Consider the following 15,556-nt stretch of genomic DNA (forward strand, 5'->3'; position numbering starts at 1 on the left):
GAGAAGGACAACTCCCGGGAAAGGCACCCGTACGGGGCCAGGCGATTCACGAGTCACACCCCGGTCTGAAAAACCAGCACCTACCCTGCCAGCCAGCCCCAGGCCAGCCACCACCAACACTTACAGGCGATTCACTTCCGGTAGTTCCCATTCGTTGATCGTGAGCTGGTTGGCAATGGCTTCCTCAGCTGTGCCGCGGACGACGGTGATCTGATTGATGATCGTCCACCGCGTTTCCGACCGGCCGAAGTCCGAGGTGCGTTGGGGAGCCCATCTGGCAAAGCGGGTGTGGAAGACCGTGTACGTCCGCCTAGCGTCCAGGAGACCAGGCAGCCGCAGGCGGCGTGATACTTGCCGCGGTCCTTCCTCGCTCAGCCAGGTTCAGGCGATCTGGAGCCAGGTCAAATTCGCGTTGGACTCCGGAGGCTGGCCGAACGGCCAGCCCTCGGGTGGCGACCCGCTCGATGCGGTTCGGTGCCGCGTGGGTAGATGGCATGTCGGACCAACCTTTCGCAACCGATCGCTGGCTTGCAGGGCGAATGCTCACACACCCTCATGCCGCGCCCCGCGCGTTCGAGAACGTCCGCATTGGCCGCTGACCGCCAACACCAGCGGCGGGGCCTTCGCTGAATGACCCGACCTCGGCAACCATTAACGGGGTGATCGGCGGTGCATGGCAGCCTCGAGCTGGTCGGGCTGCGGGTGGTGATGGCAGGGTTGCGATTTCGCAAACGACTTGCCAGTTCACGGCGTTCGGCGGAGCGACGTTGATCGACTGCGACGCAGATCATCCGCTCTTTCCGCTTATAAGGCTGTTCGGATCGGCCGGGGCAGGGTCGGCCCAACGCACCATCATGCCGATGAGCGCATTCGGACCGTAGTAGGGCCGGAAAGTCGACACCCTCGTCAGCGGCATGCCGCGTGTCTGGGGAATGCCGGCACTATGAGCGACCTACCGCGACGAAGATCCGAGCAGCCGACGAGCCGCAGATCGTCGCGGCGTATCATGTAGTCACGTTGAGCTTGGAGAGCACGCCGTCCGGGTCGCTGATGTAGGGGTATCCCTCGACCGGCGGATTGAACTGGCCGAGCAGGTTGGCCACGAGGTCGCGCTCGACCTGCGTGATCTTGATCTGGCGCTTGACGAGAATCGCGCACAGCTCGTCGACCAAGTTTGCCCACTCCCCAGCGTCGCTGTCGCTCCGGCAGTAGGCGACCAGGTCTAACGGACCTTGATTTCCACTCCGTTTCGTGTCCCAATGCATGCCCAGTTGCCGTTGTTCTGCAGGACCGGCAGCTGGTCCGGGTTCTTGGCGACGTCCAATGCCCGGTCGATGATCTGGTCGTCGTCCCACACTTCTCGTCGTCGGGGAACTCGGTCTTGCGGCCATCACATCTTCCCTGTCCGCACAATCGAGCACTCTGAACCGCACGTCTCCCACAGGACCTGCACCCGCGGATCGGGCGATCACCCGAGTGATACAAGCATGCCACCGCTCGGAATCGGCACGCGGCGACCGACCAGGTCGCTGGTGGAACCGAGCGAGGAATTCGAGGTGTTCTTTGCGCTGTTCAGGCGACGCGGAGTGCGTAACACCCACACCTGGCCGGGGTGAGATGGGACTGATGCATGGTCGCCGCACCGTGTAGCAGCCTCCGGGTTACCGGCGGACTGCCCGGCGTCGATGCGGGCGTGATGGAGGAGGCTCTGTGCCCATGCGGTCGATGACCTCGCCGATACGGACCTGTGACTTGCCGTATGTGGCGGTGTTCTCGCGCTCTCATGTGGCGCCCATCTGCTGACGATCACCGCAGGGCGAGGTCGGAAATCGGGCGTCGCGGATGCGGAGTGACCGGTACCGGGTGGAGCCCCGAGGTCGGCTTCGACGCCGCACTCGCCGACTCAGCCCTCCATAAGATCGAAATGGTCTGGGGCGAGGTTGCTTTAGACACCCAGGGCGGCGGGGCGTGGCTATCAGCCCTCTGCCGTGGTGTGGCTCCTGGTGAGTGGCCACCCCGTCGTACTCGACACCTCGGCCGCAAATTGCGATCTGTGCGCGTGGTCGCTGTTTATGGAGGTGCCGGCGAGGTCGTCCGCAGGTTCTGGCTGCGAATACGGAAGGACGGCCCGCGTGGCGGTTCGCGAGAAGATCTGGATCGGTATCGACGTGGGCAAGGCCGCCCACCACGCCTGCGCAGTCGACGAGACCGGCAAAACGGTTTTCTCCCAACGGGTTGCCAATACCCAGGCAGCGACCGAACAGCTCATCGCCCGAGCCGATAAGACCGCCGTCGAGGTGTGATGGGCGGTGGACATGACCTCGAGCATGGCGGGCCTGCTTATTGCTTTGCTGCTGGCAACCGGACGGCCGCTGAGCTATGTGACCGGTCGAATGGTCAACCGAATGTCCGGCGCGTTCGGCGGCGAGAGCAAGAGCGACGCCAAGGACGCTCGGGTGATCGCCGAAACCATCCGGCTGCGAAGCGATATCCCTGAGATCGCGTCGCCCGATCAGGTCATAGCCGATCTGACTGTACTCACCGCGCGCCGCGAGGACCTGGCTGGCGACTGGGTTCGGGGTATCAACAGGCTGCGGGAGCTGCTCACCGGAATCTTTCCCGCCCTGGAAGCGGCGCTAGATTATTCGGCTCGGGCGCCGCTGACCCTGCTCACTGGATACCAGACCCCGACCGGTATTCGCGGGACCGGGCGCCAAGGACTCATCGAGTACCTCAACGCCCACGGAGTCCGCCCGACAACCGCCGCCGGGGTTGCCATGAAAGCCCTCAAAGCAGCCGAACAGCAGACCATTACGCTGTCGGCCGAGGTCGCGACCGCACCACTGGTCGCGCGGCTGGCCTGCCAACTGCTCGATCTGGACCGCGAGATCAAAGACCTCACCAAGCAGATCGCTGAAACATTCCGGGCCCATCCGCAGACGGAAATCATCGAGAGCCTGCCCGGACTTGGGCCAATTCTCGGCGCGGAGTTTCTGGTCGGCACCACCGGCGATCTCGCCAACTTCGCCACGTCGGCACGGCTGGCGGCGTTCGCTGGTCTCGCCCCTACCACACGCGACTCCGGCCGCATCCAGAACAATCTGCGCAAACCCCAGCGCTACCACCGAGGGCTGCGGCGGGTGTTCTACATGGCTGCGTTGGTCTCCAGCATGCGCGATGGGCCGTCCAGATCCTTCTACCAGCGAAAACGAGCCGAAGGGAAACATCGCCCGCAAGCCCTCCTCGCCCTCGCGCGGCGGCTTGTCGACGTGCTCTGGGCGTTGCTGCGCGACAACCGAACGTTCACGCCCGCTCCAGGAATCCGCCAGACCATCGCTCCCACCACGGCTTGACAGAATCACCAAGGCGCCTGTCGTAGCGTCGATACCTCCGGCGAGGGTCGGTTGTCGGTCGCGTTTGCTTGAATACGGGCAGTTGTTTGCAGTACTCGAGAGGGAGCCGATGGCCACCGAGACAGAGCACCATCGTGGCGACTTCGACGAGGACGCCTGGGAGGTTCCCGCAGCCTGGCGGGAGGTGGCACTTCCGGTCCGCGGCTTTGCGCCGTACCGATCGTTCACGCCTGATCAGCGGGCTGTCGAGCTGTATGACAACCTGATCGCAGCCGAGCGGGACTCGCTGCACCGGGCGCTGGCGGCCTCGTGGCCGACAGAAGCGGCCGAGGCCGGGGCGGCCTCGTTGGCCGATCCAGCATCGGCGACGCCGCTCGGGGTTGCCGCGTTGGCAGTCGTGGTCGAGTGCGAACGGCGACACGAGGGGCGATACGATGACAGCGTCGGCTACTGGACCCTGACGGTCGACGCGTGGATGGCCCAGCGCGGTGTGGTATTCGCCACCGAGGCCGCACTTATCGCGACCACGATGCCTCGGGGGTACCGCGATACTCCGGGTGGCCGCGGTTACGACTTGACGCCATGGTCGGTTGGGCGCTACTTCTACCATTTCTATTCCCTGGTCGCTTTGCAGCGAGCACGCGAGCACCTGGTTGTCGCCACCGACGAGCTGTATCGGGCCGCCGTCGCACGGCTCGGCGAAATACGTTCGGCAACAGCAAATCTGCCGGTTCGTATTGCCGCGAGCTACCTGACGCCTACTGAGCAGTCCTGGGTCACCGCCGACATCAACGTGGCAGTGGCCGACGATTACTGGGCTCACACCATGTATGCACTTCTTGCGACAGCGGTGACGACCGAGTCCCAGTTGGAGGCGTTCATCGCCCGTTTGCGGCCCGGTAATCGAAGTGGCGTGACCACGGCTGGGTACATCGGCGTGGTCACCCGCGTCGGCCCCGAGGCAGCCACAGTGATTGCCACCGTCGGCTTCGTGGATCACGTGACCAACTGGATGCGGGAACATACGCGCGACTTGGCCGACATTCTGTCGTATCTGCCTACGGACGAAGCGTTCAGCCTGCTGTTGCAGAACCTGGACCGATACGGGGTTCCGAGTGCGGCGATGGCGGCGGCGCAACGTTTCCCGCGCCGTGCCATGCGGCTGTTGTCGACCGGTGCTGGGCGGCATTCGGCGATAGGCACGCTGCTGCGGATCCATGCCTGGCAGAACCCGGACCTGGCTGTGGAATTCGGCGTCCAGCTGCCCGATGTCCCGGTCGTCGACCCGGCGGAGTTGCCGGAGCTGTTTCGGCCGCGCCGGAAGCCGGCCCCGATGCCGTCGTGGTTGATACTGCCGGTGCTACCGCCGCTGCTGACGAGCGACACCGCTCGGGCACTGCCTGCGTCGACGGTGGAAGTGGTGTGCGCCATGCTGGCCAAACGCTCCCCGGATAGCACTGCGATCGAACAACTCTCGGCCATCGTCGATCCGATGTCGATGGCAGGCTTCGCGTGGGGCCTGTTCCAGGCATGGGTATTCGCCGAATACCCAGCGGGTGGAATTTGGACCTTGCGCGCCGTGGGTCTGTTCGGGGACGACGAAGCCGCACGGCTGCTGGTCCCTCTGATCCTTCAATGGCCGCGGCAGTCAGCTTCGGCCCGTGCGGTAACCGGCCTCGACGTACTGGCCGATATCGGTACTACGACCGCCCTCAGGCACCTGCGTGACATCGGCCTTCGCGCCAATCAGCGCGGGTTCAGGAAGGCCGTGCGGGCCAAGCTCGATGCTCTCGCGGCGCAGCGCCGCATCACGACGGACGAACTGGCCGATCGCTCCATCCCGGATTTCGGTCTGGGCAAGGATGGTCGGCTCACGCTGGACTACGGATCGCGCGGCTTCGTCATCGATCTCGATGAACAACTCAAACCCGTTGTCTTCGAAGGCCGTCGCGCAGGTGACGGTTCGTGGGCTGCAGGCCCGCGCCGTAACACACTGCCCAAGCCCGCCACCCAGGACGACCGCGCCGTCGCCACAGCGGCCTACGACCAGTTCACGGCGTTGCGAGACGGCGCGAAGAAGGTCGCCGGCGAACAGGTTCGGCGCATGGAGCAGGCCATGGTCGAGAGCCGACGCTGGTCGGTCCAGGCGCACCGGGAGCTGTTCGTCGACCATCCGATGCTGCGCCAGCTCGCACGGCGACTGGTGTGGGCTACATTCGGCGTCGACGGCACGATTCATCAGTCCTTTCGAATTGCTGAAGATCTCACCTTTGCCGACCTCGATGACGACGTGGTCGTCATCTCCGACGACGCCGAGGTAGGCATCGCCCATCCGCTTCTCCTGGGTGAGGCCGCCGCCGAGTGGGCGTCGATATTCGCGGATTATGCTCTTTTGCAGCCATTTTCGCAGCTCGATCGAGCGTTCTGGGCACCGGACTCACCCGAATTCGCTGCGGACCTGCGCGGATACCACGATCTCGAATGTTCGCCAGGGCGGCTACTGGCACTGGCGCACCACGGGTGGAAGCGGGAATCCTCCGACGGCGCCATCGACCGAATGGTGAGGCCGCTGTCCGCTGGCGGAGCGATTCACCTGTGGATTTCGCCGAGTATGGAATGGCGCAATCTGATGCAGTATTCGGCCCACACCATCACGAGAGTCAACCTGGTCGGCACCGACCTGAACACCCTCGCACCGGTCACGGCATCGGAACTGATCCGGGAATTGGAAGCACTCCGTGCGGGATGAGAACACCTGGGAGGTGCCCGCCGCCCAGCACCACAAAGCCGTCCATACTTTCTCGCTCTACACCATCACGATGTCTGAGCTGCTGCGCGAATTGGAGACGTTGCGATGACCGACAAGTCGACTCGGAAAACGCAGCGACCGTCCGCCGAAATTCGCTGGCGTGACGAACTCGCCCAGCTGGCCACCACGGACACGGCTCCCCGGCCACCGGGGTGGAAGCTGAGTATCACTGCGGCGAAACGGTTTATCACGGGTGACGAGGGGGCCGGAATCGAGACGAAGTTCGTCGGCGATCCCTCACTCATCGACCGGGCGCTGATCACGCTGGCCACGAACCGAGGGTTGCTGCTGGTCGGCGAGCCCGGCACTGCGAAATCGCTGTTGTCGGAACTGCTGGCCGCGGCGATTTCCGGCGATTCGACGCTGACGATCCAAGGTGGCGCTGCCACGACCGAGGATCAGATCCGCTACGGCTGGAACTATGCCCTGCTGGTGGCCGACGGGCCGTCGGAGCGCTCGATCGTGCCCGCGCCGGTCATGCGCGGGATGCGCGAGGGAAAGGTCGTCCGGTTCGAAGAAATCACCCGGTGCCCCTTGGAAGTGCAGGACTCGATCCTGTCTCTGCTGTCCGATCGGGTCCTGGCGGTACCCGAATTGGGCGATGCCGGAATGATATTCGCGATCGAAGGCTTCAACGTCATCGCGACCGCGAACACTCGGGATCGCGGAGTGAATGAGATGAGCGCGGCCTTGAAGCGGCGGTTCAACTTCGAGACCGTCTTTCCGATCGCGGATCTGGCGACCGAACTCGCCCTGGTGCAACAGCAGGCCGCCACGTTGCTGGAGCGCTCCGGAGTGCCGGTCCCACCACGGCGCGATGTGCTGGAGGTGCTGGTCACAACCTTTCGCGAATTGCGTTCCGGCGAATCGAGCGACGGAGCTCGAATGGATCGGATGTCGTCGGTGATGAGCACGGCCGAGGCCGTGGCCGTCGCCCATGCCGTCGGGCTGCGCGGGTGGTACCTGCGCGGCGAGGCGGGTACAGCAGCCGACATCGTCGAGTGCCTGGCAGGCACAGCGGCCAAGGACGACCCCGACGATTTGGCGCGGTTGCGGCACTACCTCGAAGCACAGGTGCCCCGGAAGTCCGGTCGCGCATGGAAAGCCATGCACGCCGCCCGATTCCAGCTGCCCGGCTGATGACCGTCACATTCCTCGGGGTCCGCCACCACAGTCCTACCTGCGCGCAACTGGTAGCAGAGACGATCCAGCGGCTCCGCCCGGCCTTCGTCCTCATCGAGGGTCCGGCCGAGATGAACGACCGGCTCGACGAGTTGCTGGTGGGCCATGAGCTGCCGATCGCTGTGTTCACCGGATTTCGCGACGCGGAACGACACCACATGTCCTGGGCACCGCTGTGCGCCTACTCCCCGGAATGGGTGGCGTTGCAGGAAGGCAGCGCCGTCGGCGCCGAGGTGCGCTTCATCGACCTCCCCGCCTGGCACAGTGCACTGGTCGAACACGAAAATCGGTACGCCGACGCGGAAAAGCGGTACTGCGAGGCAGTGGGTCGGCTCTGTCGGGAGTTTGCCGTCGACAATGTCGACACGCTCTGGGATGAGCTCTTCGAGATCGGCGGCCCGGACCTTTCCACCCGGCTCGACGCGTATTTCGATCTCATCCGGGGCCAGGGCGAGGTGTCTCCGCAGGACACCGAGCGCGAGTCCTATATGAGTTCATGGGTCGCGGCCGCCGTGGCCCACGCGCCCCATGCCGAGATCGTCGTCGTCACCGGCGGATTTCACCGCCCTGCGCTGGTCCGCGCCATGGCCACGTCCGAACCTGACAGCGCTTGGCCTGCGGTGCCGGAAATGCCCCCGGCGGCGACGGGCGGTACGTATTTGGTGCCGTTCAGTTTCCGACGACTCGATGCCTTTGCCGGATACCAGTCCGGCATGCCTTCGCCCGCCTACTACCAGCACCGATGGGAGCACGGGGCGCAGGCAGCCGCGGAGTACGTGGTGGAATCGGTGGTGTCGCGCCTGCGCACGCGCCGAGTGGTGGTGTCGACCGCCGATCTGATCGGGGCACAGACCATGATCGGTGGACTGGCACGATTGCGCGGCCATTCGGTGCCCACGCGAACCGATGTGCTCGACGGGTTGGCGTCGGCTCTGATCGACGAAGCTCTGGAACATCCCTTGCCGTGGACCGGGCGCGGCCGTCCACATCCGCATACTCATCCAGTCGTGGCCGAGATGGTGGTCGCGTTGTCCGGCCGGGCCGTCGGCCGTTTGCATCCAGACACTCCGCAGCCGCCCTTGGTCGCCGACGCCGAAGCCGAGCTCGCCCGATGTGGAGTAGCGCTGCTCGGCGCCACTCCACTGGAGGTGCGGGTAGACCTCGCCGATCCAACAACCGTGCCAGCCGGGGTGGTACTCAACCGCCTACGAGTGCTGGACATACCCGGTTTCACCCGGGTCGAAGCTCGTGCACGCAAGGCCTCGACGTTGATCGAGTCGTGGTCGGTGCAGGACACCGACCTACGCTTGCCCGCTCTCATCGAAGCGAGCTCATGGGGACCGACGCTCGTCGACGCCGCCACGACGAGGCTGCGTGAACGCTTCAATGCCGCTGGCGGCGATCCTGCCCAGTTGGCCGCGGTCTTGTTGGACGCGGTGGCCTGCGACCTCGGCGACCTCCTCGGAATGGTACTCGCTGATTCGGCCACCGCGATCAGAACCACCACGGAGCTGCCCGGATTGGGTGTTCTCCTGGCCGCTGCGGTCGATCTGTGGCGCAGTCGATCCCTCGATGCGTTGGTCCCCGTGATCGACGAGGCCACCATTCGGCTGCTGTGGCTGGTCGAAGGGGTACGTGGCCGATCTCTTCCTGACGATGCAGGCACCTTGCACAGCCTGATCGCGATCCGCGACGCTGTCGTGCACGCCCGAGATCTGCTCAGCAGCCCACTCGACGATATCTTCGCGAGCATAGGCCGAGCCGCGCACGGTGACCGGCCCCCGGCGCTCCGAGGCGCGGCGATGGCGATGCTGTGGGTTCTTGCCGATGCTCCGGACCTGGCCCGCACCGAGGGTGCCATTCGCCACGCCGGACGCCCCGACACCCTCGGCGACTTCCTATCCGGCCTGCTGGCCATTGCCAGGGACCACATTCTGACACCCGAGGTGGTGCGGGTCTTGAACGAGCTGGTGCGGCAATTCTCCGACCTGGACTTCTTGACCGCGCTGCCGGGGCTGCGGCTCGCCTTCGCGTGGTTGCCACCCCGGGAGCGGGCAGCGCTTGCCGACCAACTACTGCAGGTGCACGGGCTGTCCGGCAATAGTGCTGGCCTGCTACGAGTCTCCTCCGAGCCCGAGTCGATCGCCTATGCCCGACTGGTCGAAGATCGGGTCGAGGCGGTCCTGCTGCGGGACAACCTACTCTCGATCGGGGATCGACCATGACCGAACTCGGCCCCGAACTGGAGCGATGGCGGCTGATTCTCGGCGAACCGGCGCAATCGCTGGCCCAGTCGACCATGTTGTCGGCTCAGGCCGCAGCGCAGGACGCCGCGCTGGAGTGGCTATACGGGCGTGACCCAGAGTTGGCCGCGCGCGGCGTCCGCAGTGGCGGTCCGGGCGGCAACGAGCCGTCCCGGCTGACGCCGGTCGATTGGCTCGACAATATCCACCGACTGTTCCCGAAGGCCACGATCGAACGCCTCGAACGAGACGCCATCCAGCGTTTCGACCTGACCGAGATCGTCACGGATCCCGATGTGCTGCAACGCTTGGAACCCAACACCACGTTGCTGTCCGCGCTACTGCGGACCAAGCATCTGATGGACCCGCAGGTATTGCGGCACGCCCGTCGGATCGTGGAAGCCGTGGTGCGCCAACTGATCGAGAAGCTCGCCACCGAGATACTGACCAGCTTTTCCGGCACCCGGACCCGGCGGTCGTCGCGCAGCGCCCGAGCCGCGGACTTCGATTTCCGCGCCACGATCACGGACAATCTCGCCCACTATCGGCCCGATGAGCGTCGACTCTACGTCGAGACAGCGCATTTCCGGGCACGTGCCCGTCGCAGGCTCGAACGTCGACAGGTCATCCTGCTCGTGGACCAGTCCGGGTCGATGGTTCGGTCGGTGATCCATTCCGCGGTCACCGCCGCGTGTCTGTGGGGCCTGCCGGGCATCAAGACACACCTGGTCGCGTTCGACACCAGCGTCGTGGATCTCACCAAAGACGTCGACGACCCTGTGGAACTGCTGATGTCGGTACAACTCGGCGGTGGCACCGATATCGCACAGGCCCTGAACTACGGCGCGCGATTGATCGAGAACCCGCGCAAGGCGATCGTTGTGCTGATCACCGATTTCGGCGAGGGTCAGGACCCGCACCGGTTGATCCGAGCGGCCGCGCAACTTACCCGGCAAGGCACTACGGTGCTCGGTCTGGCCGCGCTCGATGAGTCCGCCGATCCCTGGTATGACCGCGCGATCGCGCAGCGGATGGCCGACGTGGGTGTGCAGGTCGGCGCCATGACACCGGGTGAGCTGGTCGGCTTCCTGGCCGACACCATCGGAAAGTGAGCCATGCGGACGGATTTACTGGCCCTGACCGATGATTCGTTGACCGCGCTGACGAACCGGGGGATGGTCAAACGTGCGTCGCGCGATCTCGAGCGTGGCGAGGGACCAACGCTGGCCGTCACCGACGACGGCACGGTCACCGGCCGCTTCGAGGACGGCACCACCACCACGCTACCGACCGATGTTTCGCTCGAAACATCCTCCTGCACATGTCATTCCGTGACACTCTGTCGCCACCGCCTGATGACGGTCATGACCTATCGGGCCGACGCAGCCGCCGAGCCGGTTACGCCTTGGTCGCCTGCCGAGTTCGACGACGACCAGCTCGTCGCCCACCTCGGTCCGCGGGCAACTCGGGCCGCCCGCAAAGCGTTACGTCTCGGCTACCGTGCCACCGTCATCCGTCCGTCCACACAGGATCCGGTGCCGACCGTCGAGCTACCGACTGTGACAGTTCGTTTTCTTGTTCCACACGACCTGGGTTATGCGCGCACCGATGCGGCCGTCGGCGCCAATCCCGAGGCTGTCGCCTTGGCGGTATGGGCATTCCGGCTCGCGGACCGACAGGACCCCGACCTCGCGACCGTGCACGTGGATGTCGGCGGCACCCCGACCACCGCCGATTCCGGCACGGCAGCAGCGCTCATTCCACTCACCGAGCTGATCTCCCACGGCGTGGTCCATACAAGCCCGCAATCGTTGGCAGCATTCGCGGTGGCACGCAAACAGCTGGAATCCTCCAACGCTCGGTGGCCGCTGGAGGCACTCGACGCGCTGACCGATCAGCTCCGGGCCTACCGCGATCTGAGTGCCCGCTACGACCCGGTGCTCGCTGCCGCACTGGTCGCCGAAATTGTCGCTCGGCATCGCGGCGCGCAGGGTGGACGCTCGATCGCCGCCGAGGTACTCGGCAGCACCGAAGCCGCCCGCACGCCGATGCGGCTATTGCGTCTGACCGGCCTCGGCGCACGCGTCACAGGCGACACCGACAGCCGCACGGTCGAGGTCTACCTCGCCCAACCCGATACCGGCATGGTGCTGGCGATCCACCGGCGGATCGAACTGAACGACACCCAAAATTCACCCACCGCAGCCCAGCTCGGATCCCGCATGTCAGGCCCGGCACGGCTCTCCGCGATCGCGTCCGGATATGTGGTGACCCACAGCGCTTCCCGAGCAGCCAACCGGCAACTTCACCTGGGCCGCAGCACTGTCGCCCGAACCACCATCACCCCGTCGGCCGGAGCCTGGGAAACACTGCCGCAGGAACTGCTCGTCGCCGATCTCGATGCTGAAGCGGACCGACTCGCCGATCGTCGACCTGCGGTAATCCGCCCCCGGCTCCGCGCGGACTCCATACGCGTCATCGCCGTCGAATCGGTCGAGGGCATCGAATACTTCCCCGCTACACAGGAACTGCGTGCGCACGTACGAGCCGCAGGCGGTTCGGCCACCATCGTGATTCGACACTCTACGACTACGCCGGGCGCGCTGGACTGCGTAGCGTCCGCGCTAGCGAGCGGTGAGGTGCGCTACATCGCAGGCGAACTCCGCCGTCGTCAACGACGGCTACATCTCCGACCTACCGCCCTGGTACTCCGCGAGGCTGTCATCGTCCCGGACTTCGCCCCGGTCGAGGACTCGCACTGGCGGGCGGCCACCATCGAGCCAGAACGTAACCCGCTCGGCGATTCAGTGGCAGCGGCACTCGAACTTTCTTCCGAAGTGCCACACCGAGGTAGTCGGCACCTGCCGCCGAGCTGGTTCATCCGTGCGGCCGACATCGCCAGCGATCTGCGGCATCACGGTCTAGCGCGCGCTGCCGAGGCCCTGCTGGCCCTGCGTTCGCCGCACGTCACCACGCTCGACACGTGGGCCGACTCCCACCTGCGCCTACTACTGACTGCAGAGCAGCTCTGACCGTTCATGAACCGCCACAGGTCTATCAGGTGGTCGGCAACCTCATGGCACAAGGTGAGGGGGATGGCGCATGAAAGATCAACTCACCGAACGCGTCAAGACCGCCGAGGACCGACAGGCACTGCTGGACGACGACCTGCTGGGGATCCTCATCGACCCGAACACTCCCGATGAGGACATCGGCGCCATGATCCGCGCGGGCGAGAGGATCGGGCGGGTCAGCGAGGGCACTCTCGAAGGGCTCGAATCCGCCTGCGCCCTAGGGCCTGTCCTCAAAATTGTTGTGGTTGGTGTGCTTTGATCTGTGTTTGTGGTGCGTAGGCACGAGTTGAGTGAGGAGCAGTGGCGGGTTGTCGAGCCGCTGTTGCCGGTATCGGGAGCGAAGGGTCGGCCCCCGAGTCGATGACCGTCGGGTGATCAACGGCATGTTGTACAAGGCCAAGACCGGGGTCGCGTGGCGCGACCTGCCCGAACGGTACGGGCCGTGGAAAACGGTATACAACCGGTGCTGGCGGTGGTCACGCAACGGCACCCTGGCGATGCTCGTGGCGCAGGTTCGGGTGGTCGCCGAGGCGGTGGCCGAACTCGATCGCGAGGTGTCGATCGATTCGACGATCGTGCGCGCCCACCAGCACTCCGCAGGCGGGCGTACGCGTGTGGTTCACACAGGGGGACAACGAATCCGGCGTCGGGTACAGCGAGCCAGTTGATCATGCTATCGGTCGTTCCCGTGGCGGGCTGACCACCAAGATCCATTTGGCCTGCGATGGGCTCGGGCGCCCCGTGAGCATGGTGTTGACCGCGGGCAACGTCAACGACTGCACCATGTTCACCCAGGTCCTGGCAGGGATCAGGATGCCACGACCGGGGCGGGGGCGACCGTGGATACGGCCTCGGCGGGTGCTGGCCGACAAGGGCTACTCCACACGGGCGATCCGCCACCACCTGCGACGGCGCGGTATCACCGCCACGATCCCCGAACGCAGCGATCAACAAGCCCACCGCCGTCGCCGGGGCAGTGCCGGTGGCCGCCCACCGGCCTTCGACCGGACTGCCTACCGCCGCCGCAACGTGGTCGAACGCTGCTTCAACCAGCTCAAGCAATACCGGGCCATCGCCACCCGCTACGACAAGACCGCGACTTCGTATCGAGGAATGCTCGACCTGGCCGCCCTGCTCATATGGCTTTGAGGACGGGCCCTAGGCAGGTGCCGGGAGCATGTGGCGGCTGACCGCCAGATACGTTCCCGGCGTTATTGCTTCTAGGACGATTTCGTCGCTCGGCGCATCGGTTTGGAGGTTTGGATTGTAGTCCAGTAGGTCACTCCACTCGTATTCTGCTGCCGTCTCGTAAGCTTCGCGGAGCTGCCGCTGCAGCCGGGGACGGGCCACTTCCAGGTGTGTGTAGAAGTTCCGTCGGTCGTCGAGGCCGCGTTCTTCCCGTTCATCTTCGATGAACTCCGCTGCCTCTTCAGCAAGCAGACTGGGTGCGCGCAGCTCGATGGCGCGAACGTGGAGTGTGGCGCAGGCTGCGAACAGCTGCCGTGACATGCCCAGGTGGATGCCGGTTTCGGCGATCCGGCAGGTGAGGAAGTCGTCGAGCCCGATATTGCGAATTCGGTTGCGCCGGGCACTGCGGCTGGCGCTTCGCGCTACCTCGCCGACATCGGCTCGCATCGCTGCGGTGTCGGTGCGTTCCAGGGGCGTGATCAGGCCGGTGCGGCGGAAGCCGCGCTGGGCGGGCACCAGTGTTGTGCGCAGTTGTGATGTGGGTGCGTAGCGCAGAGCGAAGTAGATAAGCATCTGAGCGCGGGCCGCGGCGAGGAGCGCGTCGTCCCTTTCGCCGAGGTTGTCCTCCGGGCTGTCCGGGCTGTCCGGGCCGGTCGGGAAGTCGTCACCGCTGCCGGGGCCGATGAGCATCCGGTGCCTCGGGTCGTGACAGAGGTTGTGGTCGATGGTGAGGAACAGGTCGTCCTTCGGCCGCGCCGAGGTTCCGACCAGGACGATGCGATGTGGGTACGCTGCGAGAATGTTGCTTCCCGCTTGTAGTTGCTCCCAGCCTTTGCGGAGCGCGGGCAGGCCGACGTCGCCGCCTTTGGCCTCGATCAGCCAATAGGTTGCTTCCGCATTGTGGCGCCCCCACAAGTCCGGCAACTTCGCGTGCGCATTCTTGAATTTCTGGTGTAGGGCGGGGACGGGGCCACCGAGTTCGAGATGCTCCGTCTGGCCGAGGCCCAGCAGGGACCGACAGGCCCACTCGGCCATTGTCATGCCCAACCGGTAGGCAGCGGCGTTCTTCGCGGTCCGCTCTGTGCCGTAGGCATACACCGGGTTCAGGGTGAGGCGTCGGCCGATCGCACCCGGCACGGGATACGGTGGGCGGAAGTCGAGCGCGCCGAGATAGGCGTAAAGCGGGGCAACTCGGGCAGCCAGTTCCCTTTGGGCGTACTGGGGTTGATGCACCAGGTGTGGAGTGACATCCCGGCCGACCTCTGTCGCGGCTTTGATGATGTCGCGCCAGGTGGTGGTCGTGGAATACCAGCCGTCGTTCGGGAACTTCTTCGACCAGATCCAAGGATGATATCTAGCTGTCTGCTGCTGCTTCCGGCTGGGCTTGTTGGCGGGATGGCTGCGGACGAGCACTGGCACATCGAAACTATCGTCGTACTTGGGAGGCGGCGCGTCGGGCACATGTCCGGGGATCACGCGAATCACTCTGGCACGGGCGTGAACCGACAACGACATCAGCCGTCGGATTCGGTGAACGAGCAGGCGAGTTGAAAGACATAGGTGTCAGCCGGAATTCGCCGCGAGATATTGTCAAATCCTGTGGATCGGCAAGTTTCAGGCGACCTCCGTTCGGGTGGGTTCGGTCGCGTCGGTTGACGGCGGGGTGATGTCGCGGGGGCGTTCGAGGAGGTTGCCCTTGTGGAACAG

Annotated in this window: 8 protein-coding genes and 2 pseudogenes; 8 read left to right on the plus strand and 2 right to left on the minus strand. The window is 65.2% G+C overall.

What is annotated here, in order from left to right; genetic code table 11:
- Window positions 1–1,004: 1,004 nt before the first annotated feature.
- A complete protein-coding gene (locus JZ792_RS38295; protein ID WP_216917792.1) occupies window positions 1,005–1,172 on the minus strand; it encodes a hypothetical protein in 168 nt (55 codons plus the stop codon).
- A 960-nt stretch (window positions 1,173–2,132) separates the two neighbouring features.
- Between JZ792_RS38295 and JZ792_RS38300 the strand changes: the two are divergent.
- The 8 genes and pseudogenes from JZ792_RS38300 (at window position 2,133) to JZ792_RS38335 (ending at window position 13,810) form a co-directional block, all read left to right on the plus strand.
- Window positions 2,133–3,353: pseudogene (locus tag JZ792_RS38300) on the plus strand (IS110 family RNA-guided transposase).
- Between the two features lie 64 nt (window positions 3,354–3,417).
- Complete coding sequence (locus JZ792_RS38305; RefSeq protein ID WP_216917793.1) at window positions 3,418–6,102, plus strand: DUF4132 domain-containing protein; 2,685 nt, start codon at window positions 3,418–3,420, stop codon at window positions 6,100–6,102.
- Window positions 6,103–6,207: 105 nt separating this feature from the next.
- A complete protein-coding gene (locus JZ792_RS38310; RefSeq protein WP_216917794.1) occupies window positions 6,208–7,302 on the plus strand; it encodes an ATP-binding protein in 1,095 nt (364 codons plus the stop codon).
- Window positions 7,302–9,569: a DUF5682 family protein gene (locus JZ792_RS38315; protein ID WP_216917795.1), complete on the plus strand. Its 2,268-nt coding sequence runs from the start codon at window positions 7,302–7,304 to the stop codon at window positions 9,567–9,569. Before JZ792_RS38310 ends, JZ792_RS38315 begins: the two co-directional genes overlap by 1 nt.
- Window positions 9,566–10,699: a VWA domain-containing protein gene (locus JZ792_RS38320; RefSeq protein ID WP_216917796.1), complete on the plus strand. Its 1,134-nt coding sequence runs from the start codon at window positions 9,566–9,568 to the stop codon at window positions 10,697–10,699. Before JZ792_RS38315 ends, JZ792_RS38320 begins: the two co-directional genes overlap by 4 nt.
- Before the next feature lie 3 nt (window positions 10,700–10,702).
- The gene (locus JZ792_RS38325; RefSeq protein WP_216917797.1) at window positions 10,703–12,619 is read left to right on the plus strand and encodes a YehQ family protein; all 1,917 of its coding nucleotides are present in this window, start codon (window positions 10,703–10,705) and stop codon (window positions 12,617–12,619) included.
- Between the two features lie 70 nt (window positions 12,620–12,689).
- Complete coding sequence (locus JZ792_RS38330) at window positions 12,690–12,920, plus strand: hypothetical protein (protein WP_216917798.1); 231 nt, start codon at window positions 12,690–12,692, stop codon at window positions 12,918–12,920.
- Window positions 12,921–12,923: 3 nt separating this feature from the next.
- Window positions 12,924–13,810: pseudogene (locus JZ792_RS38335) on the plus strand (IS5 family transposase).
- Window positions 13,811–13,819: 9 nt separating this feature from the next.
- Here JZ792_RS38335 and JZ792_RS38340 read toward each other — a convergent pair.
- Entirely contained in the window at window positions 13,820–15,325 is a 1,506-nt protein-coding gene (locus JZ792_RS38340; protein ID WP_216917799.1) for a hypothetical protein, read from the minus strand.
- Window positions 15,326–15,556: the final 231 nt, after the last annotated feature.

Origin of the sequence: Nocardia noduli, from assembly GCF_019038455.1 — a bacterium.
GTDB classification, from domain to species: domain Bacteria; phylum Actinomycetota; class Actinomycetes; order Mycobacteriales; family Mycobacteriaceae; genus Nocardia; species Nocardia noduli.